The 18,177-nt window shown below is 45.9% G+C and carries 28 protein-coding genes; 5 read left to right on the top strand and 23 right to left on the bottom strand.

Annotated features, from left to right (window positions below; genetic code table 11):
* Window positions 1-9 precede the first annotated feature (9 nt).
* The 23 genes from secY to rpmE all read right to left on the bottom strand — a co-directional run bounded on the left by secY (window position 10) and on the right by rpmE (window position 11,251).
* Complete coding sequence (secY, locus tag ACWYU8_RS15450) at window positions 10-1,344, bottom strand: preprotein translocase subunit SecY (protein WP_457520594.1); 1,335 nt, start codon at window positions 1,342-1,344, stop codon at window positions 10-12.
* A gap of 20 nt (window positions 1,345-1,364) precedes the next feature.
* Window positions 1,365-1,799, bottom strand: a complete 435-nt coding sequence (gene rplO, locus ACWYU8_RS15445; protein WP_457520593.1) for a 50S ribosomal protein L15 — start codon at window positions 1,797-1,799, stop codon at window positions 1,365-1,367.
* 6 nt (window positions 1,800-1,805) lie between these two features.
* Window positions 1,806-1,982, bottom strand: coding sequence for a 50S ribosomal protein L30 (gene rpmD, locus ACWYU8_RS15440; protein WP_000201159.1), 177 nt, complete (start codon window positions 1,980-1,982; stop codon window positions 1,806-1,808).
* 7 nt (window positions 1,983-1,989) lie between these two features.
* Window positions 1,990-2,493, bottom strand: coding sequence for a 30S ribosomal protein S5 (rpsE, locus tag ACWYU8_RS15435; RefSeq protein ID WP_457520591.1), 504 nt, complete (start codon window positions 2,491-2,493; stop codon window positions 1,990-1,992).
* Window positions 2,494-2,507: 14 nt separating this feature from the next.
* Window positions 2,508-2,861: a 50S ribosomal protein L18 gene (gene rplR / locus ACWYU8_RS15430; RefSeq protein WP_005435088.1), complete on the bottom strand. Its 354-nt coding sequence runs from the start codon at window positions 2,859-2,861 to the stop codon at window positions 2,508-2,510.
* A gap of 9 nt (window positions 2,862-2,870) precedes the next feature.
* On the bottom strand, window positions 2,871-3,404 hold the full coding sequence (gene rplF / locus ACWYU8_RS15425; RefSeq protein ID WP_457520589.1) for a 50S ribosomal protein L6: 534 nt from the start codon (window positions 3,402-3,404) through the stop codon (window positions 2,871-2,873).
* 13 nt (window positions 3,405-3,417) lie between these two features.
* Entirely contained in the window at window positions 3,418-3,810 is a 393-nt protein-coding gene (gene rpsH, locus ACWYU8_RS15420; RefSeq protein ID WP_005450567.1) for a 30S ribosomal protein S8, read from the bottom strand.
* A gap of 29 nt (window positions 3,811-3,839) precedes the next feature.
* On the bottom strand, window positions 3,840-4,145 hold the full coding sequence (gene rpsN / locus ACWYU8_RS15415; RefSeq protein WP_005455658.1) for a 30S ribosomal protein S14: 306 nt from the start codon (window positions 4,143-4,145) through the stop codon (window positions 3,840-3,842).
* A gap of 17 nt (window positions 4,146-4,162) precedes the next feature.
* Entirely contained in the window at window positions 4,163-4,702 is a 540-nt protein-coding gene (rplE, locus tag ACWYU8_RS15410; RefSeq protein WP_005455660.1) for a 50S ribosomal protein L5, read from the bottom strand.
* Window positions 4,703-4,726: 24 nt separating this feature from the next.
* On the bottom strand, window positions 4,727-5,044 hold the full coding sequence (rplX, locus tag ACWYU8_RS15405) for a 50S ribosomal protein L24 (protein ID WP_010445323.1): 318 nt from the start codon (window positions 5,042-5,044) through the stop codon (window positions 4,727-4,729).
* A 13-nt stretch (window positions 5,045-5,057) separates the two neighbouring features.
* Window positions 5,058-5,429 (bottom strand): 50S ribosomal protein L14, encoded by a 372-nt coding sequence (gene rplN, locus ACWYU8_RS15400; RefSeq protein ID WP_444494752.1) that lies wholly within the window; start codon window positions 5,427-5,429, stop codon window positions 5,058-5,060.
* A 163-nt stretch (window positions 5,430-5,592) separates the two neighbouring features.
* A complete protein-coding gene (rpsQ, locus tag ACWYU8_RS15395; RefSeq protein ID WP_457520586.1) occupies window positions 5,593-5,847 on the bottom strand; it encodes a 30S ribosomal protein S17 in 255 nt (84 codons plus the stop codon).
* Window positions 5,847-6,038 (bottom strand): 50S ribosomal protein L29, encoded by a 192-nt coding sequence (rpmC, locus tag ACWYU8_RS15390; RefSeq protein ID WP_005379576.1) that lies wholly within the window; start codon window positions 6,036-6,038, stop codon window positions 5,847-5,849. The genes rpsQ and rpmC overlap by 1 nt, the downstream gene beginning before the upstream one ends.
* Window positions 6,038-6,448 (bottom strand): 50S ribosomal protein L16, encoded by a 411-nt coding sequence (rplP, locus tag ACWYU8_RS15385; protein WP_005379577.1) that lies wholly within the window; start codon window positions 6,446-6,448, stop codon window positions 6,038-6,040. The genes rpmC and rplP overlap by 1 nt, the downstream gene beginning before the upstream one ends.
* Before the next feature lie 11 nt (window positions 6,449-6,459).
* Window positions 6,460-7,158 carry a 30S ribosomal protein S3 gene (gene rpsC, locus ACWYU8_RS15380; protein WP_005383161.1) on the bottom strand — a complete coding sequence of 233 codons (699 nt, stop codon included), beginning with the start codon at window positions 7,156-7,158 and terminating at the stop codon, window positions 6,460-6,462.
* An 18-nt stretch (window positions 7,159-7,176) separates the two neighbouring features.
* Window positions 7,177-7,509: a 50S ribosomal protein L22 gene (rplV, locus tag ACWYU8_RS15375; protein ID WP_140246622.1), complete on the bottom strand. Its 333-nt coding sequence runs from the start codon at window positions 7,507-7,509 to the stop codon at window positions 7,177-7,179.
* Window positions 7,510-7,519: 10 nt separating this feature from the next.
* A complete protein-coding gene (rpsS, locus tag ACWYU8_RS15370) occupies window positions 7,520-7,798 on the bottom strand; it encodes a 30S ribosomal protein S19 (protein WP_004394525.1) in 279 nt (92 codons plus the stop codon).
* 21 nt (window positions 7,799-7,819) lie between these two features.
* Window positions 7,820-8,644 carry a 50S ribosomal protein L2 gene (gene rplB / locus ACWYU8_RS15365; RefSeq protein WP_444494754.1) on the bottom strand — a complete coding sequence of 275 codons (825 nt, stop codon included), beginning with the start codon at window positions 8,642-8,644 and terminating at the stop codon, window positions 7,820-7,822.
* Window positions 8,645-8,659: 15 nt separating this feature from the next.
* Complete coding sequence (gene rplW, locus ACWYU8_RS15360; RefSeq protein WP_098416678.1) at window positions 8,660-8,962, bottom strand: 50S ribosomal protein L23; 303 nt, start codon at window positions 8,960-8,962, stop codon at window positions 8,660-8,662.
* Window positions 8,959-9,561: a 50S ribosomal protein L4 gene (gene rplD, locus ACWYU8_RS15355; RefSeq protein WP_211915506.1), complete on the bottom strand. Its 603-nt coding sequence runs from the start codon at window positions 9,559-9,561 to the stop codon at window positions 8,959-8,961. The genes rplW and rplD overlap by 4 nt, the downstream gene beginning before the upstream one ends.
* A gap of 17 nt (window positions 9,562-9,578) precedes the next feature.
* Complete coding sequence (rplC, locus tag ACWYU8_RS15350) at window positions 9,579-10,208, bottom strand: 50S ribosomal protein L3 (RefSeq protein WP_457520581.1); 630 nt, start codon at window positions 10,206-10,208, stop codon at window positions 9,579-9,581.
* Between the two features lie 14 nt (window positions 10,209-10,222).
* Complete coding sequence (rpsJ, locus tag ACWYU8_RS15345) at window positions 10,223-10,534, bottom strand: 30S ribosomal protein S10 (RefSeq protein ID WP_004410492.1); 312 nt, start codon at window positions 10,532-10,534, stop codon at window positions 10,223-10,225.
* 495 nt (window positions 10,535-11,029) lie between these two features.
* Window positions 11,030-11,251, bottom strand: a complete 222-nt coding sequence (gene rpmE, locus ACWYU8_RS15340) for a 50S ribosomal protein L31 (RefSeq protein WP_317591255.1) — start codon at window positions 11,249-11,251, stop codon at window positions 11,030-11,032.
* 296 nt (window positions 11,252-11,547) lie between these two features.
* On the opposite strand from rpmE, the gene priA reads away from it, so the two are divergent.
* The 5 genes from priA (at window position 11,548) to hslU (ending at window position 18,082) form a co-directional block, all read left to right on the top strand.
* A complete protein-coding gene (gene priA, locus ACWYU8_RS15335) occupies window positions 11,548-13,752 on the top strand; it encodes a primosomal protein N' (protein ID WP_457520577.1) in 2,205 nt (734 codons plus the stop codon).
* 345 nt (window positions 13,753-14,097) lie between these two features.
* Window positions 14,098-15,105: a DNA-binding transcriptional regulator CytR gene (cytR, locus tag ACWYU8_RS15330; protein ID WP_457520575.1), complete on the top strand. Its 1,008-nt coding sequence runs from the start codon at window positions 14,098-14,100 to the stop codon at window positions 15,103-15,105.
* 160 nt (window positions 15,106-15,265) lie between these two features.
* A complete protein-coding gene (locus ACWYU8_RS15325; protein WP_457520573.1) occupies window positions 15,266-15,811 on the top strand; it encodes an SPOR domain-containing protein in 546 nt (181 codons plus the stop codon).
* A gap of 364 nt (window positions 15,812-16,175) precedes the next feature.
* A complete protein-coding gene (hslV, locus tag ACWYU8_RS15320; RefSeq protein ID WP_457520572.1) occupies window positions 16,176-16,727 on the top strand; it encodes an ATP-dependent protease subunit HslV in 552 nt (183 codons plus the stop codon).
* A 23-nt stretch (window positions 16,728-16,750) separates the two neighbouring features.
* On the top strand, window positions 16,751-18,082 hold the full coding sequence (gene hslU / locus ACWYU8_RS15315; RefSeq protein WP_457520570.1) for an HslU--HslV peptidase ATPase subunit: 1,332 nt from the start codon (window positions 16,751-16,753) through the stop codon (window positions 18,080-18,082).
* The last annotated feature ends 95 nt before the right edge of the window (window positions 18,083-18,177 follow it).

Raw genomic sequence — 18,177 nt, 5'->3', positions numbered from 1 at the left:
ACCGCCGGATTAACGGCCGTATCCTTTCAGATTCGCTTTTTTCAACACAGAATCATACTGTTGAGACATCATATGAGTCTGTACCTGTGCCATAAAGTCCATAATTACAACCACTACGATAAGCAGTGATGTACCGCCGAAGTAGAAACGTACGTTCCACGCGACCATCATGAACTCGGGAATCAGACAGATAAAGGTAATGTACAGTGCACCAGCAAGGGTTAAACGTGTCATTACTTTATCAATGTATTTCGCTGTCTGCTCACCTGGGCGGATACCGGGTACGAATGCACCAGACTTCTTCAAGTTATCTGCTGTTTCGCGAGGGTTGAAAACCAACGCTGTATAGAAGAAACAGAAGAAGATAATTGCTGCTGCATAAAGCATTACATACAGAGGTTGACCTGGGCTAAGAGCCAAAGACACGTCAGTTAACCAACCGAACGTGCTGCTCTCACCGTTCTGACCAAACCACTGAGCCAGTGTTCCTGGGAACAGGATAATGCTTGATGCGAAAATCGCTGGAATAACACCTGCCATATTAATTTTAAGTGGCAGATGCGAACTCTGTGCAGCAAACACTTTACGACCTTGTTGACGCTTAGCGTAGTTTACAACGATTCTACGTTGACCACGCTCCATGAAAACAACGAAGTAAATAACTGCAAAAGATAGTACAGCGATTAACAACAGAAGAAGTACATGCAATTCACCTTGACGCGCTTGCTCGATTGTTTGACCGATTGCAGAAGGCAATCCAGCAACAATACCTGCAAAAATTAGTAACGAAATACCGTTACCAATTCCACGCTCTGTAATTTGTTCACCTAACCACATTAGGAACATGGTGCCGGTTACTAAACTTACGGTAGCAATTAGCGTAAACATGGTTTGGTCGATAACGACCAGATTGTCGACCATGTTTGGTAAGCCCGTTGCAATACCTATAGCTTGGAAAGTTGCAAGTACAAGCGTGCCGTAGCGTGTATATTGGCTAATCTTACGACGGCCTGCTTCACCCTCTTTTTTGAGTTCAGCTAACGCTGGATGAACTACAGTTAGCAATTGGACAACAATAGATGCCGAAATATACGGCATGATGCCCAATGCTAATATAGATGCACGCTCAAGAGCACCACCGGAGAACATGTTAAACATTTCAACGATGGTACCTTTTTGCTGGTCGAACAAATCGGCAAGTACAGCAGCGTCAATACCAGGGATCGGCACAAAAGAGCCTGCTCGGAATACTAAAAGTGCACCAATTACGAATAATAAGCGCGACTTCAGCTCACTTAAGCCGCTCTGAGCACTACGAAAATCTTGTCCTGGTTTCTTAGCCATCTGTACCTCGTTCCTCGAGATTATTCCTCGATTTTACCGCCTGCAGCTTCGATTGCAGCTTTAGCGCCTTTAGTCACACGTAGACCTTTAACAGTCACAGCTTTGCTGATTTCACCAGAAAGAACAACTTTTACGAATTCGATGTTCTTAGTGATGATGTTAGCAGCTTTAAGGCTGTTTAGATCAACCACGTCACCAGATACTTTCGCTAGCTCAGCTAGACGAACTTCAGCAGACACTAGGCTCTTACGAGAAGTGAAACCGAATTTTGGTAGACGTTGTTTCAGAGGCATCTGACCGCCTTCGAAACCTGGACGAACTGTACCGCCAGAACGTGATTTTTGACCTTTGTGACCACGGCCACCAGTTTTACCTAGGCCAGAACCGATACCGCGACCTAGACGCTTAGGAGCGTGCTTAGAACCAGCAGCCGGTGATAGAGTATTCAAACGCATTTCTGATTACTCCTCAACTTTAACCATGTAGTAAACCTTGTTGATCATACCGCGTACGCACGGAGTATCTTCAAGTTCTACTGTGTGGTTGATTTTACGAAGACCTAGACCGCGCAAAGTAGCTTTGTGCTTTGGCAGGCGACCAATTGAGCTTTTAGTTTGAGTTACTTTAATAGTTGCCATGGTGTTCTTACTCCGAAATAGATTCAACAGTTAGACCACGTTTAGCAGCAACCATTTCTGGTGACTTCATGCTACCTAGTGCATCGATCGTTGCACGAACGATGTTGATAGGGTTCGTAGAACCGTATGCTTTAGATAGTACGTTGTGTACACCAGCAACTTCTAGTACTGCACGCATCGCACCACCTGCGATAACACCAGTACCTTCTGCAGCAGGCTGCATGTAAACTTTAGAGCCCGAGTGGCGACCTTTCACTGGGTGGTGAAGAGTGCCTTCGTTTAGCGCAACAGTAACCATGTTACGACGCGCTTTTTCCATTGCTTTTTGAATCGCTGCAGGTACTTCACGAGCTTTGCCGTAACCGAAACCTACACGACCGTTACCGTCACCAACTACTGTTAGTGCAGTGAAGCTCATGATTCGACCACCTTTAACCGTTTTAGAAACACGGTTAACTGCGATTAATTTTTCTTGCAAATCATTCGCTTGAACTTGTTGTTCTTTAGCCATCTTCCAACCCTACCTTAGAATTTCAGACCAGCTTCGCGAGCAGATTCTGCTAGCGCCGCTACTCGACCGTGGTATTGGAAACCAGAACGATCAAATGCAACTGCAGTTACGCCTTTTTCAAGAGCGCGCTCTGCAACAGCTTTACCTACTGCTTTAGCTGCATCAACGTTACCAGTGTATTTCACTTGCTCACGGATCGCTTTTTCTACAGTAGAAGCTGCTGCGATAACCTCAGAGCCATTAGCCGCGATAACCTGTGCGTACACGTGACGAGGAGTACGGTGTACAACTAGGCGAGTCGCACCCAGTTCTGCAATCTTACGACGTGCGCGTGTAGCACGACGGATGCGAGATGCTTTCTTATCCATAGTGTTACCTTACTTCTTCTTAGCTTCTTTAGTACGCACATTTTCATCTGCGTAACGAACACCTTTACCTTTGTAAGGCTCAGGTTGACGGTAAGAACGAATGTCAGCCGCAACTTGACCAACTAGCTGTTTATCACAACCAGTAAGTACGATTTCAGTTTGGCTTGGACATTCCGCTTTAATACCCGCTGGCAATTCGTGCTCAACTGGGTGTGAGAAGCCTAGTGTTAGACCTACAGCGTTGCCTTTGATAGCAGCACGGTAACCAACACCTTTAAGAGTTAGCTTCTTAGTAAAGCCTTCAGTAACACCAACAACCATGTTGTTAACTAGTGCACGAGCAGTACCTGCTTGTGCCCAAGCGTTAGCAACGCCTTCTTTAGGACCGAAAGTTAGGTTGTTTTCTTCCTGAGCGATCACAACTGCATTGTTAAGAACGCGAGTTAGTTCGCCCTTAGCACCTTTTACAGTGATTTCTTGGCCGTTTAGTTTCACCTCTACGCCAGCTGGAATAGCGACAGGTGCTTTTGCAACACGAGACATAGTCTACTCCTTATTAAGCTACGTAACAGATGATTTCACCGCCAAGACCTGCTTTACGTGCAGCGCGGTCTGACATAAGACCCTTGGAAGTAGAAACGATTGCAATACCAAGACCACCCATTACAGAAGGAAGTTGATCTTTCTTCTTGTAAACACGTAGACCTGGACGAGAAACACGTTTAAGTTGCTCGATAACTGGTTTAGCTTGGAAGTACTTAAGTGTAACTTCTAGCTCAGGTTTTGCTTCGCCTTCAACAGCGAAGTCAACGATGTAACCTTCAGCTTTTAGTAGTGCAGCAATTGCAACTTTAAGCTTTGAAGAAGGCATTTTTACAGCAACTTTGTTTGCTGCCTGACCGTTACGAACGCGGGTCAGCATATCCGAAATCGGATCTTGCATGCTCATATGATTTACTCCAAATGATTAAGTGGCAATTACCAGCTAGCCTTACGAAGACCCGGAATCTCGCCTTTCATGCAAGCTTCACGAACCTTAATACGGCTTAGACCGAACTTACGTAGGTAACCGTGTGGACGACCAGTTTGGTTACAACGGTTGCGCTGACGAGATGCACTTGAATCACGTGGAAGAGATTGCAGAGTAAGAACTGCGTTCCAACGATCTTCTTCAGATGCGTTTACATCGCTAATGATAGCTTTAAGCGCTGCACGCTTCTCAGCGAACTTAGCTACTAGCTTTGCACGTTTAGCTTCACGTGCTTTCATTGATTGTTTAGCCATAACAGTAACCCTTCACCTTACTTACGGAATGGGAAGTTAAAGGCAGCCAGCAGAGCACGGCCTTCCTCATCAGTACCAGCAGACGTCGTAATAGTGATGTCTAGGCCGCGTACACGATCAACTTTATCAAAGTCGATTTCCGGGAAGATGATTTGCTCGCGAACGCCCATGCTGTAGTTACCGCGTCCGTCAAAAGACTTAGCGCTAACACCACGGAAGTCACGTACACGTGGAAGAGCGATGTTAATTAAACGCTCAAGAAAATCCCACATACGTTCGCCACGCAAGGTTACTTTACAACCGATAGGGTAGCCTTCACGGATTTTGAAACCTGCAACAGATTTACGCGCTTTAGTGATAAGTGGCTTTTGACCAGAGATCGTTGCCATATCAGATGCTGCGTTTTCTAGCAGTTTCTTGTCGTTGATTGCTTCACCAACACCCATGTTCAGGGTGATTTTCTCGATTCTAGGGACTTGCATGACGCTTGTGTAACTGAACTGTTTGGTCAGTTCAGCGACTACAGACGACTTGTAGTAATCATGCAGTTTCGCCATAGTAGAACTCCAAATTACTTCTAATTAGTTAGAAACGATTTCGTTGTTAGATTTAAAGAAACGAACTTTCTTACCATCTTCGAAACGGAAACCGATACGGTCAGCTTTACCAGTAGCTGCGTTAAAGATTGCAACGTTAGAAACATCAATTGCTGCTTCTTGTTCAACGATGCCACCTTGTTGACCTAGAGCCGGTACCGGCTTTTGGTGCTTCTTAACAAGGTTGATACCTTCAACGATAACTTTACCGGTTGCTAGAACCTTAGTTACTTTACCTTTCTTGCCTTTGTCTTTACCAGCAAGAACGATTACTTCGTCGTTACGACGGATTTTAGCTGCCATTTCTACGTGCTCCTTACAGAACTTCTGGAGCCAGTGAAACGATCTTCATGAACTTATCGCCACGAAGTTCGCGTGTCACAGGACCAAAGATACGTGTACCGATTGGTTGCTCAGATGTATTGTTTAGCAATACACAAGCATTTCGGTCGAAGCGAATGACAGAACCGTCAGGACGACGTACGCCTTTACGGGTGCGCACTACCACCGCCTTCAGAACATCACCTTTTTTAACTTTACCGCGAGGAATTGCTTCCTTCACAGTAACTTTGATGACGTCACCGATATGTGCATAACGGCGGTGAGAGCCACCCAGAACCTTAATACACATTACGCTGCGTGCGCCTGAGTTATCAGCTGCGTCCAGCATACTTTGCATTTGGATCATGTTAGTGCTCCGCTAAATATTAATAACTAGACCCATCACGGGTCGGGCTGCCTCTTTAAAAGGGACGCGAATTGTACCACCCTTTTTTGTGAATGGGTAGTCAAAAAATAAACGGCTCCAAAAATAATTTCTGGAGCCGTTTCTTATCATAGAACAGTGAAGATTACATCTTCGCCTTTTCTACAACTTTTACCAAAGTCCAAGACTTAGTCTTAGACAGTGGACGACACTCTGCGATTTCAACAGTGTCGCCTAGGCCACACTCGTTGTTCTCGTCATGTGCATGTACTTTAGTCGTACGTTTTACGAACTTACCGTAAATTGGGTGTTTTACGAAACGCTCGATAGCAACAGTGATAGACTTGTCCATCTTATCGCTAACAACACGACCTGTTTGAGTACGTTTTACTTCGCTCATTATGCGCCTGCCTTCTCAGTCAAAACAGTTTTCACACGTGCGATATCACGGCGTACAGCTTTCAGAGTATGAGTCTGCTGTAGTTGACCAGTTGCAGCTTGCATGCGCAAGTTGAACTGTTCACGTAGCAAATTCATAAGCTCAGCGTTAAGCTCTTCAACGCTTTTCTCGCGTAGATCTTGTGCTTTCATCACATCACCTGCTTAGTTACAAATGTAGTTTTGAAAGGCAGTTTACGTGCCGCTAGACGGAACGCTTCACGTGCCAATTCTTCAGGTACACCACCCATTTCGTACATAACCTTACCAGGTTGGATTTGGGCTACCCAGTACTCAACGTTACCTTTACCCTTACCTTGACGAACTTCAAGTGGTTTTTCTGTGATTGGTTTGTCTGGGAACACACGGATCCAGATTTTACCTTGACGCTTAACGTGACGTGTCATTGCACGACGTGCCGCTTCGATTTGACGAGCAGTTAGACGACCACGGCCAACAGCTTTAAGACCGAATTCGCCGAAGCTTACATCAGTACCTTTAGCTAGACCACGGTTACGACCAGTCTGAACCTTACGGAACTTAGTACGTTTAGGTTGTAGCATCTGTCGACTCCTTACTTACGGCCTTTGCGCTGCTTCTTAGGCTTATCGCCTTTTGGCTCTACAGCGTTAGCTGCTGGCATACCGCCTAGGATCTCACCTTTGAAGATCCAAGTTTTAATGCCGATCACACCGTATTGAGTGTGAGCCGAAGAAGTTGCGTAATCAATGTCAGCACGTAGAGTGTGTAGAGGCACACGGCCTTCACGGTACCACTCTGAACGTGCAATTTCAGCGCCGCCTAGACGACCGCTTACTTCCACTTTGATGCCTTTAGCGCCTAGACGCATTGCATTTTGTACCGCGCGCTTCATAGCACGACGGAACATAACACGACGCTCTAGCTGAGACGCGATGCTGTCACCAACAAGTTGCGCATCTAGTTCAGGCTTACGTACTTCAGCGATGTTAATTTGCGCTGGTACACCTGCAATTTTAGCTACAGCTGCGCGTAGCTTCTCAACGTCTTCACCTTTCTTACCGATAACAACGCCTGGACGAGCAGTGTGAATAGTCACACGGATGCTCTTAGCAGGACGTTCGATAACGATGCGTGATAGAGACGCTTTTTTCAGTTCACTTGTAAGGAACTGACGTACCTTGAAGTCGCCGTCTAGGTTGTCAGCGAAATCTTTGGTGTTAGCAAACCATGTAGCATTCCAAGGCTTAACGATGCCTAGACGAATACCATTAGGATGTACTTTTTGACCCATTGCTTACTCTCCTAGTCTCTAGCGATCTGCTACAACAACAGTGATGTGGCTTGAACGCTTCAAGATACGATCCGCACGACCTTTAGCACGAGGCATAATACGCTTCATGGTTGGGCCTTCATCTACAAAGATTTTTGCGACATTCAGATCGTCAATATCTGCACCTTCGTTGTGCTCCGCGTTAGCGATAGCAGACTCTAGAACTTTCTTAACTAGTGCAGCAGCTTTTTTGTTGCTGAACGTTAGGATTTCTAGAGCTTGGTCAACAGATTTACCACGGATTAGATCCGCAACTAAGCGAGCTTTCTGAGGAGAAATGCGAGCAAAGTTATGTTTAGCAACTGCTTCCATCATTTACTCCTTAGCGCTTCTTAGCTTTCTTATCCGCAGCGTGACCGCGGTAAGTACGTGTTGGTGCGAATTCACCCAGTTTGTGACCGATCATTTCATCAGTTACAAATACTGGTACGTGCTGACGACCATTATGGACAGCGATGGTCAAACCGATCATCGTAGGGATGATCATTGAACGACGGGACCAAGTCTTAATAGGCTTTTTGTCTCCGCTTTCCACCGCTTTCTCTACCTTCTTCAGCAAGTGTAGGTCAATAAAAGGACCTTTCTTGAGAGAACGTGGCATGGCGATTCCTCTTTATATAGATTACTTGTTACGACGACGTACGATGTACTTGTCAGTGCGTTTGTTCTTACGAGTCTTGAAGCCTTTAGTTGGCATACCCCAAGGAGATACTGGATGACGGCCACCAGAAGTACGACCTTCACCACCACCGTGTGGGTGATCAACCGGGTTCATTACTACACCACGTACGGTTGGACGTACGCCGCGCCAGCGTGAAGCACCAGCTTTACCAAGTTCACGTAGCATGTGCTCAGAGTTACCTACTTCACCGATCGTTGCACGACCTTCAGCAAGTACTTTGCGCATTTCGCCAGAACGTAGACGAACAGTTACGTACGCACCATCGCGAGCGATGATTTGAGCGTAAGCACCAGCCGAACGAGCTAGCTGACCACCTTTACCAGGCTTAAGTTCAACGTTGTGTACTGTTGAACCTACTGGGATGTTGCGCATTGGCAGAGAGTTACCAGCTTTGATAGGTGCATCAACACCTGACTGAATAACATCACCAGCTACAACACCTTTAGGTGCTAGGATGTAGCGACGCTCACCGTCTTTGTAAAGAACTAGAGCGATGTTTGCGCTACGGTTTGGATCGTATTCAAGACGCTCAACTGTCGCTGGGATACCATCTTTAGTACGTTTGAAGTCAACTAGACGGTAGTGTTGCTTATGACCACCACCGATGTGACGTACTGTAATACGACCGTTGTTGTTACGACCGCCATTCTTAGAGTTTTTCTCTAGAAGAGGTGCGTATGGCTTACCCTTGTGTAGGTCAGCGTTAACAACTTTAACAACGTGACGACGACCAGGGGAAGTCGGCTTACATTTAACAATAGCCATTCTTAACTACTCCTGTTATTCCGCGCCGCCAACGAAGTCAAGATCTTGACCTTCTTTCAAAGTAACGTACGCTTTCTTAACGTCGCTGCGGCGACCTTGGCGTAGACCTTGACGTTTGGTCTTACCCTTAGTGATAAGAGTATTTACAGACTTAACTTCAACTTCAAATAGCTTTTCTACAGCTGCTTTGATCTCTTTTTTAGTTGCATCTTTAGCTACTTTGAAAACGATAGTGTTCGCTTTCTCAGCTACCATAGTTGCTTTTTCAGAGATGTGCGGTGCACGTAGAACTTTTAGGATACGCTCTTCAGTGATCATGCTAGCATCTCCTCAACTTGCTTAACTGCAGCTGCAGTCATTACAACTTTGTCGAACGCGATTAGAGAAACTGGATCAATACCAGCTACGTCACGTGCGTCAACCTTGTATAGGTTACGAGCAGCTAGGAATAGATTCTCATCTACTTCGCTAGTCACGATAAGAGCGTCTGTTAGCTCAAGCTCTTTAAGCTTAGCTACTAACTCTTTAGTCTTTGGTGCTTCAACTGAGAAGTTATCAACAACGATTAGACGCTCTTGACGAACAAGCTCAGAAAGAATGCTCTTCATAGCACCGCGGTACATTTTTTTGTTTACTTTTTGGCTGTGATCTTGTGGTTTCGCAGCAAAAGTAACACCACCTGTACGCCAGATTGGGCTACGAATTGTACCAGCACGCGCACGGCCAGTACCTTTTTGACGCCATGGCTTAGCGCCACCGCCAGAAACTTCTGAACGTGTTTTTTGAGCACGAGTACCTTGACGAGCACCTGCTGCGTACGCAACAACTACTTGGTGTACAAGAGCTTCGTTAAACTCACGTCCGAAAGTAGTTTCGGAAACAGTTAGTGCATCAGCACCTTTAACCATTAGTTCCATTACTTACTCCTGAGACGTTATGCTTTAACAGCTGGTTTAACGATCACGTTGCCACCTGTTGAGCCTGGTACTGCACCTTTAATAAGAAGCAGATTGCGCTCAGCGTCAACACGTACGATCTCTAGGTTTTGAGTCGTTACACGCTCAGCACCCATGTGACCTGCCATTTTCTTGCCTTTAAATACGCGACCTGGAGTCTGACATTGACCGATAGAACCAGGAGCACGATGAGACAATGAGTTACCGTGAGTCATATCTTGAGTACGGAAGTTCCAACGCTTAACAGCGCCTTGGAAACCTTTACCCTTAGATGTACCAGTAACGTCTACTTTCTTAGTTTCGTTGAATAGTTCAACAGTTAGTTCAGCACCAACTTCGAACTCTTCGCCGTTTTCTAAACGGAATTCCCAAAGACCGCGACCAGCTTCAACGCCAGCTTTAGCATAGTGACCTGCTTCAGCTTTGTTTACGCGGTTAGCTTTCTTTGCACCAGCTGTAACCTGGATTGCTGCGTAGCCGTCAGTTTCAAGAGTTTTCACTTGAGAAACGCGGTTTGCTTCAACTTCAACAACAGTTACTGGGATAGAAACGCCGTCTTCAGTAAATACGCGGGTCATGCCCACTTTACGACCGATTAGACCAATCATTATTCTAATCTCCCTTAACCTAGGCTAATTTGAACGTCAACGCCCGCAGCAAGGTCTAGACGCATTAGAGCATCAACAGTTTTGTCTGTTGGCTCAACGATGTCGATTAGACGCTTGTGAGTACGAATTTCGTACTGGTCACGTGCTTTCTTGTTAACGTGTGGAGAGATAAGAACTGTGAAACGCTCTTTACGAGTTGGTAGTGGGATTGGACCACGAACCTGTGCGCCAGTGCGCTTAGCTGTTTCAACGATTTCCGCTGTAGAAGCGTCGATTAATTTGTAATCGAAAGCTTTTAGGCGGATACGGATACGTTGGTTCTGCATGAGACAGAGCTCCAATAGTAAAAAATTACACAAACAATATCGCCACTCAGACTCGTAAAGACGAGAGAATGCCGATTGATTTATGTGAAACCGTAGCATCCAAGATTAGGACGCATTGTCAGTTAATTTTCGATTAACTATCCCTACATGCCAAAGTCACCTTTGGGGATAGTTTTTCCGAAGAAAAGATAGCTAATTGTATTAACCGCGAACATAAGCTGAGTCTACATTACCTAATAAACTATTGAGTTTATTAGCTCCTCACTGCTCATTGGTTCACAACTGGCTTAACCAGTGCGCTGCATTATACAGATCAGACTTTAGGTTGCAAGACCTGAGTGAAAAATAATCGCAACTATTTTTAACTCGTTGTTTTTGAGTTTTAACTGACGGTTTTAGGGCCACCAGCCAGTTGCTTCATAAACAAAAAGTTCATAAACAAAAAGGACGCCGAGGCGTCCTTTTCTTAAACTGTAATCGTAATAGCAGTCGCTATTATTTCTTACCGCTTGATAGTGCACCGAAACGCTTGTTGAAGCGATCAACACGGCCGCCTGTATCAACGATACGTTGCTTACCAGTGTAGAATGGGTGGCACTTGTCACATACGTCTAGGTGGATAGATTCTTTACCTAGAGTTGAGTTGAACTCAAATGTGTTGCCGCAAGAACAAGTAGCAGAAACTGCTTTGTATTCTGGGTGGATACCAGCTTTCATGGGATAACCTCAATAGTAGGCCGTGTCGCTATACGAGTCTAAGCCGCACACCACACGTAATTAATAGTAAAATGCGATACCGCATCAGCTTATTGCCGAAGCCATATCTCAAGGCGCGATATAGTAATGAATCACATTGATAGGATCAACATATTTGGCAATTTTTTCGCCACTTTTTTATCCAGTCTATTTGTAATAGCCGCTTTCACGCGCCGAAGAACGGCTTTGCTCGAATTTTCCTACTGATTTTAATAGACTCTAAGCTTCTTTCCCTCTTTATATTACAGCTTGAAATTATGCGTCCATCCATTGCAAGAGTGGCACTGCCCGTCCCACTCGATAAACAATTCGATTATGCCATCCCGGGACATCTGTTTCCGATTATTGGCGGACGTGTCTCTGTGCCTTTCGGACGCCAGACTTTAGTGGGTATTGTCACCGCTATGGTGAACCACTCGGATTTTCCTAAAGAACAACTCAAGCCCATCAAGGCAGTATTAGATTCTCAGCCAATCTGGTCAGAGAAACTGTATTCGTTGCTCACCTGGTGTAGCCAGTTTTATCAATATCCATTGGGCGATACTCTACACAACGCCATGCCAAGCGCTTTAAGAAAGGGCAAGCCTGCCGATTTTGCTATGCTGCAAGAATGGCAAATCACTGAATCTGGCAAAAACAAACTGATGCAAGGGCTCGACCGCCGGGCAGTGAAACAACAAAAAGTGCTGCAAATTCTCTCAAACGGAGCAGTAGCTCACCAAGAATTTGTAGACCAAGAGATCGCCTCAACGGTCCTGAAGTCCTTAGAAGAAAAAGGCTGGGTTGAGCGAATTGAAAAAAAACCGACCACATCCAAATGGTCACACTCGGTAGAAAGTGACGTCGATAAGCCGAAACTCAATCATGAACAGGCATTAGCCATTGCCAGCGTGAACAGTCAAAACGGGTTTGCCTGCTATTTATTAGAGGGCGTAACTGGCTCAGGCAAAACAGAGGTCTATCTCAACCTGATCAAGCCTGTATTGGAAAAAGGCAAGCAAGCCTTAGTACTGGTTCCGGAAATCGGCCTTACGCCGCAAACCATTAACCGGTTTAAACGCCGATTCAACGTGCCTGTTGATGTGATTCACTCAGGTTTAAATGAAACCGAGCGTCTAAATGCCTGGTTGTCCGCTCGGGATAAAGCCGCGGGGATCATTATCGGAACCCGCTCGGCCCTGCTTACTCCCTTTGCTGAACTCGGTATTATTATCGTCGATGAAGAGCATGACTCGTCATATAAACAGCAGGACAGTTTACGCTACCACGCGCGCGATGTTGCGGTGATGCGTGCACACAAAGAGAAGATCCCTATCGTACTGGGTTCTGCAACCCCCGCTCTGGAAACGCTGCACAATGCGCTAACGGGAAAATATCACCACCTTACGCTCACTCAGCGTGCTGGATCAGCAGTGCCAACGACCAACAAAGTGCTCGATGTAAAAGGACAATATTTAGAGAGTGGTTTGTCCGCGTCCCTGATCGCCGAAATGCGTAAACACTTAAAAGCCGGTAATCAGGTCATGCTGTTCCTTAACCGTCGCGGCTTCTCCCCTGCACTGATGTGCCATGAGTGTGGCTGGATTGCAGAGTGTAAACGTTGTGATGCCTACTACACCTTTCATCAATACAGTAACGAAATACGCTGCCATCACTGCGGTTCACAGCAACCGGTGATTCATCAGTGTCAGGGATGTGGTTCCACTCAACTGGTGACCGTTGGTGTCGGTACAGAGCAGTTAGAACATCAATTGGCGCAACTCTTTCCAGAATACAAAGCGATTCGTATCGACAGAGACAGCACTCGTCGTAAAGGCAGTTTAGAAGACGCCCTCGAGTCGATTCGAAAAGGTGACTACCAGATTTTAATTGGCACACAAATGCTCGCTAAAGGGCATCATTTTCCTAACGTCACACTCGTCGCTCTGTTGGATGTAGACGGATCTCTTTATAGCAGTGACTTTCGTGCTTCTGAACGCCTCGCACAACTTTTCATCCAGGTCGCGGGGCGAGCTGGGCGTGCGAGTAAGCCCGGTGAAGTGATTTTACAAACTCATCACCCAGAGCACAGCTTGTTACAAGCTCTGCTGCAAAAAGATTACCGACACTTTGCGATGACCGCTTTGGAAGAACGTAAACTGGCACAGCTTCCTCCGTACAGCTACCTGACTTTAATCAAAGCAGAAGCAAACCAAAGTGAACTAGTCGAAGATTTTCTGCGTCAAGTCCGGTTTACCCTGGAATCACACCCATTATTTGATGACAGCTGTATGGTGCTAGGGCCGACTCCTTCCCCCCTTGCCAAGCGAGCAGGTAAATATCGCTGGCAACTTTTGCTGCAAACGCAACATCGATCCCTAATGCAAAAGTTATTAACCAGTGCCAAACCTGCTATTGAGTTGTTGCCTAATGCGAAAAAAGTACGCTGGAATTTAGACATCGAACCACAAGACCTCAGCTAGCAACCGTTTAGCTATGTAATGAATTACCTTTTTATGTGACCAAAATCACATCTTCATTGCGTTTTTTGTTAATTAGACCGTAACTTTCATTATAGAAATGAATAGACTATCTCATCTAGACAAGTCTAAAGCGTATTGAAACAAAAGACTTAAATTAACATCATGACTATTCCAACAAATTGAAGTAGCGATTCAGCGATTATTCATCGCCTACCCAACCAGTCACACGACAATGTGATGAGATGGGCGCTCCTTTATCTGTTAATAAAAAATCTGTTAATAAAAACAGCAATTTTAATTCAGGGAAGAACGTCATTTAGACGAATATTTGAGAGGTTAAACACTATGGCGACAATGAAGGATGTTGCCCTACTTGCGGGAGTGTCTACCGCTACGGTATCTCGCGCACTGATGAACCCAGATAAAGTCTCGTCTTCTACACGAAAAAGAGTGGAAGATGCGGTACTTGAAGCGGGTTACTCACCTAATTCGTTAGCGCGTAATTTACGCAGAAACGAATCAAAGACGATTGTGACGATTGTCCCAGATATCTGCGACCCTTACTTTTCTGAAATCATTCGTGGTATCGAAGATGCCGCCATGGAACACGGTTATCTCGTGTTGCTAGGTGATAGTGGTCAGCAGAAAAAACGTGAAAGTTCATTCGTCAATCTGGTTTTCACTAAGCAAGCTGATGGGATGCTGCTGCTTGGTACAGATTTACCTTTTGACGTCAGTAAACCCGAACAAAAGAACCTGCCTCCAATGGTTATGGCCTGTGAGTTTGCTCCTGAACTAGAGCTTCCAACAGTCCACATTGATAACCTGACCTCGGCATTTGAAGCCGTCAATTACCTGACTCAACTCGGTCATAAGCGTATTGCACAGATTTCAGGTCCTGATACCGCCGTATTATGCCAATTCCGTCAGCAAGGTTATCAGCAAGCACTGCGCCGAGCTGGCATCAATAAAGACCCTCAGTACAGTATCGTCACTGAGTTTTCTTTTGAAGGCGGAGCAAAAGCCGTACGTAAACTGTTGGAACTACCTGAGCCACCAACCGCTATTTTCTGTCACTGCGACACGATGGCGATTGGCGCAATTCAGGAAGCAAAAAAGCTGGGATTACGAGTGCCGCAAGATCTGTCGGTGGTGGGCTTTGATGACATCAACTTTGCCCAGTACTGCGATCCACCATTGACGACCATCTCCCAGCCGCGCTACGAGATTGGCCGACAAGCGATGCTGATGATGCTCGAACTTCTGAAAGGTCACGACGTGCATTCGGGCTCACGTCTCCTGGAAACGAATTTGATCGTACGAGGAAGCGCAGCGCCTCCTCAACGCGCATAATTTTTCTCACCAGTGGCGTGAGATGCAATCCATTCAAAGCGGTGCTAAATTTGCGCCGCTTTTTTGTATATGTATCTAACAAGATTACAGAAACAGGGTGTTTTCTGGGCTCATTCTGGATTAACATAATCGGAATAATACTTGATGACCAGAAGTAGCCGTGGCAAACAGAGATTATGTGAGACGAGGGCGCGGAACCCCAAAAAAGTCGACCAAAAAACAACCTTCGAGAAAAATACCTTGGCGTAGCGGTCTGCTGGCAATCGTGCTAGTGGGCGGTTTTGGCTATGGGCTTTACTTACTCAACAATGATCCGGAACCTAAGCCTGTGGACGAGAATCAGCCGACAACGTCGGTCAGTAAAGCTAAGCCGAAGACGGATTTACCACCTCCACCGGAAGAAAAGTGGGATTATGTGGACTCCTTACCTAATCGTGAAGTCGAAGTGGTCGCAAAAGAGATTGAGGTTTCGAAAATCCCGTACGTCATGCAATGCGGCGCTTACAAGACTAATGCTCAGGCTGAAGAACGAAAGTTGGCGATCGCCTTCCAGGGTTTGTCGAGCAGGATAGTCAAGAAAGAAGGCAGTTCCTGGTATCGAATCATTTTAGGTCCATACAAATTTAAACGCGATGCTGAGAAAGATCGCCATAAGTTGCAACGCGCTAAAATCGAGCCGTGTGCGATTTGGAAAGAGAATTATTAAAAAATATAGGACCTAGTTCCTAGGGGGCTAGGTCCTAGGTTTTCGGGCTACCGAATACAAGGCATAAGAATCAACGACAACGTCATTCCGAGGAGCCTAGGCGACATCAGGAATCTACTAACAGCAACTATGTCAATCTAAGCGAACACCTTTAATATCAAACTCTCGGCAAGTAGATCCTGAATCACGCTCCTTCGTCGCTGTCCAGGATGACGAAGAGTTTAGTTCCGAGGTCCTAGAATTCTAAAACCCAGAACCTAGGATCCTATCACCTAGGAACTCTGTCTCTTCCCCCCTTGAATCCCCTTTTCCCCTCCCCCATATACAGTGATACATCCAAAGAGAAATAATTAAGAGGTCGACTGTGACTACCATTGTATCTGTACGTCGAAACAACAAAGTCGTCATCGCGGGTGATGGCCAGGTATCTCTAGGCAATACCGTAATGAAAGGTAACGCGCGCAAAGTTCGCCGCCTATACAACAACAAAGTACTTGCTGGTTTTGCTGGCGGTACTGCGGATGCCTTCACCCTTTTTGAGCGCTTCGAAAGCAAGCTGCAAATGCACCAAGGCCACTTGACCAAAGCGGCCGTAGAACTTGCAAAAGACTGGCGCAGCGATCGAGCGCTTCGCAAACTTGAGGCACTTCTGGCTGTCGCAGACGAAACAGCATCTTTAATCATTACCGGTAACGGCGATGTGGTTCAGCCGGAAAATGACCTGATCGCGATCGGCTCTGGTGGTGCATACGCCCAAGCCGCTGCAACGGCACTGTTAGAAAACACAGATCTGGATGCGCGTGAAATTGCGGAAAAAGCATTGAACATTGCAGGTGACATTTGTGTGTTCACAAACCACTTCCACACTGTAGAAGAACTAGAATCAACTACAGAACTGGTCGCACCAACCGAGTAATCGTAACGAAGTAAGGAAAGAATATGTCTGAAATGACCCCTCGCGAAATCGTTCATGAACTGAACCGCCATATCATTGGTCAAGACAAAGCCAAACGTTCGGTTGCGATTGCTCTTCGTAACCGCTGGCGTCGTATGCAGCTTGAAGAAAGCCTACGCGTAGAAGTAACGCCAAAAAACATTCTGATGATCGGCCCAACAGGTGTTGGTAAGACTGAAATCGCTCGTCGTCTGGCGAAGCTGGCTAATGCGCCGTTCATCAAAGTAGAAGCAACGAAATTCACTGAAGTGGGTTACGTTGGTAAAGAAGTAGAAACCATCATCCGTGACCTGACTGATGTTGCGGTCAAGATGACTCATCAGCAAGCGATGGAAAAAGTAAAATTCCGCGCTGAAGAACAAGCAGAAGAACGTATTTTGGATGCACTACTGCCACCAGCACGAGACAGCTGGGGTCAGGTTGAGCAAAAAGAAGACACGTCCAACACTCGTCAAATCTTCCGCAAGAAACTGCGTGAAGGCCAATTAGACGATAAAGAGATTGAAATTGATATAGCTGCGCCACAAATGGGTGTAGAAATCATGGCTCCTCCGGGCATGGAAGAGATGACCAACCAGCTTCAGGGAATGTTCCAGAACCTGGCTGGTGACACGAAGAAAAAGCGCAAGCTGAAAATCAAAGATGCATTAAAAGCACTTGCAGAAGAAGAAGCTGCGAAGCTGGTGAATCAGGAAGAACTCAAAGAGGCTGCGATTTTTAACGTTGAGAACAACGGTATCGTATTCATCGATGAAATCGATAAGATCTGTAAGCGTGGCGAAAGCTCGGGCCCGGACGTCTCGCGTGAAGGTGTTCAACGTGACCTGCTACCACTAATTGAAGGTAGTACCGTATCGACTAAACACGGCATGGTCAGAACTGATCACATTCTGTTTATCACTTCGGGTGCATTTCAGGTAGCGAAACCTTCTGACCTGATCCCTGAACTACAGGGTCGCCTACCGATTCGTGTTGAACTGGAAGCGTTAAGCAGTAACGATTTCAAACGTATTTTGACTGAACCAAAAGCGTCTTTGACAGAACAGTACATCGCGCTGATGAAAACAGAAAACGTCGACATCGAATTTACTGAAGATGGCATTAAGAAGATTGCCGAAGCTGCATGGACGGTAAACGAAACCACAGAAAATATCGGCGCACGTCGCCTGCACACTGTCATGGAGCGTCTAATGGACGAAATCTCTTACGACGCGACAGAGCAGACTGGCTCTAAGTTCGTGATAGACGCGGATTACGTCCAAGCACGACTAGGCGATACCATAGAAGATGAAGATCTAAGCCGCTTTATTCTGTAAAACATAGGTTCTAGGATCCTAGGGGCTGTTGATCTTTGGTGGATGTTTTTTAATCGGCATGGTGAACTTGTATAATTGGTTTCGCCAAAAATCAA

Source organism: Vibrio limimangrovi, assembly GCF_054064025.1.
The sequence above is the reverse complement of the archived record's forward strand: the minus strand, read 5'-3'. Positions and strand labels throughout refer to the sequence as shown.

Bases quoted from the DNA above. Each gene is read 5' to 3' on its own strand.
- secY (WP_457520594.1), bottom strand. From the start codon at position 1,344: ATGGCTAAGAAACCAGGACAAGATTTTCGTAGTGCTCAGAGCGGCTTA.
- rplO (WP_457520593.1), bottom strand. From the start codon at position 1,799: ATGCGTTTGAATACTCTATCACCGGCTGCTGGTTCTAAGCACGCTCCT.
- rpmD (WP_000201159.1), bottom strand. From the start codon at position 1,982: ATGGCAACTATTAAAGTAACTCAAACTAAAAGCTCAATTGGTCGCCTG.
- rpsE (WP_457520591.1), bottom strand. From the start codon at position 2,493: ATGGCTAAAGAACAACAAGTTCAAGCGAATGATTTGCAAGAAAAATTA.
- rplR (WP_005435088.1), bottom strand. From the start codon at position 2,861: ATGGATAAGAAAGCATCTCGCATCCGTCGTGCTACACGCGCACGTCGT.
- rplF (WP_457520589.1), bottom strand. From the start codon at position 3,404: ATGTCTCGTGTTGCAAAAGCACCTGTCGCTATTCCAGCTGGCGTAGAG.
- rpsH (WP_005450567.1), bottom strand. From the start codon at position 3,810: ATGAGCATGCAAGATCCGATTTCGGATATGCTGACCCGCGTTCGTAAC.
- rpsN (WP_005455658.1), bottom strand. From the start codon at position 4,145: ATGGCTAAACAATCAATGAAAGCACGTGAAGCTAAACGTGCAAAGCTA.
- rplE (WP_005455660.1), bottom strand. From the start codon at position 4,702: ATGGCGAAACTGCATGATTACTACAAGTCGTCTGTAGTCGCTGAACTG.
- rplX (WP_010445323.1), bottom strand. From the start codon at position 5,044: ATGGCAGCTAAAATCCGTCGTAACGACGAAGTAATCGTTCTTGCTGGT.
- rplN (WP_444494752.1), bottom strand. From the start codon at position 5,429: ATGATCCAAATGCAAAGTATGCTGGACGCAGCTGATAACTCAGGCGCA.
- rpsQ (WP_457520586.1), bottom strand. From the start codon at position 5,847: ATGAGCGAAGTAAAACGTACTCAAACAGGTCGTGTTGTTAGCGATAAG.
- rpmC (WP_005379576.1), bottom strand. From the start codon at position 6,038: ATGAAAGCACAAGATCTACGCGAGAAAAGCGTTGAAGAGCTTAACGCT.
- rplP (WP_005379577.1), bottom strand. From the start codon at position 6,448: ATGCTACAACCTAAACGTACTAAGTTCCGTAAGGTTCAGACTGGTCGT.
- rpsC (WP_005383161.1), bottom strand. From the start codon at position 7,158: ATGGGTCAAAAAGTACATCCTAATGGTATTCGTCTAGGCATCGTTAAG.
- rplV (WP_140246622.1), bottom strand. From the start codon at position 7,509: ATGGAAGCAGTTGCTAAACATAACTTTGCTCGCATTTCTCCTCAGAAA.
- rpsS (WP_004394525.1), bottom strand. From the start codon at position 7,798: ATGCCACGTTCTCTCAAGAAAGGTCCTTTTATTGACCTACACTTGCTG.
- rplB (WP_444494754.1), bottom strand. From the start codon at position 8,644: ATGGCTATTGTTAAATGTAAGCCGACTTCCCCTGGTCGTCGTCACGTT.
- rplW (WP_098416678.1), bottom strand. From the start codon at position 8,962: ATGATCACTGAAGAGCGTATCCTAAAAGTTCTACGTGCACCGCACATC.
- rplD (WP_211915506.1), bottom strand. From the start codon at position 9,561: ATGGAACTAATGGTTAAAGGTGCTGATGCACTAACTGTTTCCGAAACT.
- rplC (WP_457520581.1), bottom strand. From the start codon at position 10,208: ATGATTGGTCTAATCGGTCGTAAAGTGGGCATGACCCGCGTATTTACT.
- rpsJ (WP_004410492.1), bottom strand. From the start codon at position 10,534: ATGCAGAACCAACGTATCCGTATCCGCCTAAAAGCTTTCGATTACAAA.
- rpmE (WP_317591255.1), bottom strand. From the start codon at position 11,251: ATGAAAGCTGGTATCCACCCAGAATACAAAGCAGTTTCTGCTACTTGT.
- priA (WP_457520577.1), top strand. From the start codon at position 11,548: ATGCGTCCATCCATTGCAAGAGTGGCACTGCCCGTCCCACTCGATAAA.
- cytR (WP_457520575.1), top strand. From the start codon at position 14,098: ATGGCGACAATGAAGGATGTTGCCCTACTTGCGGGAGTGTCTACCGCT.
- hslU (WP_457520570.1), top strand. From the start codon at position 16,751: ATGTCTGAAATGACCCCTCGCGAAATCGTTCATGAACTGAACCGCCAT.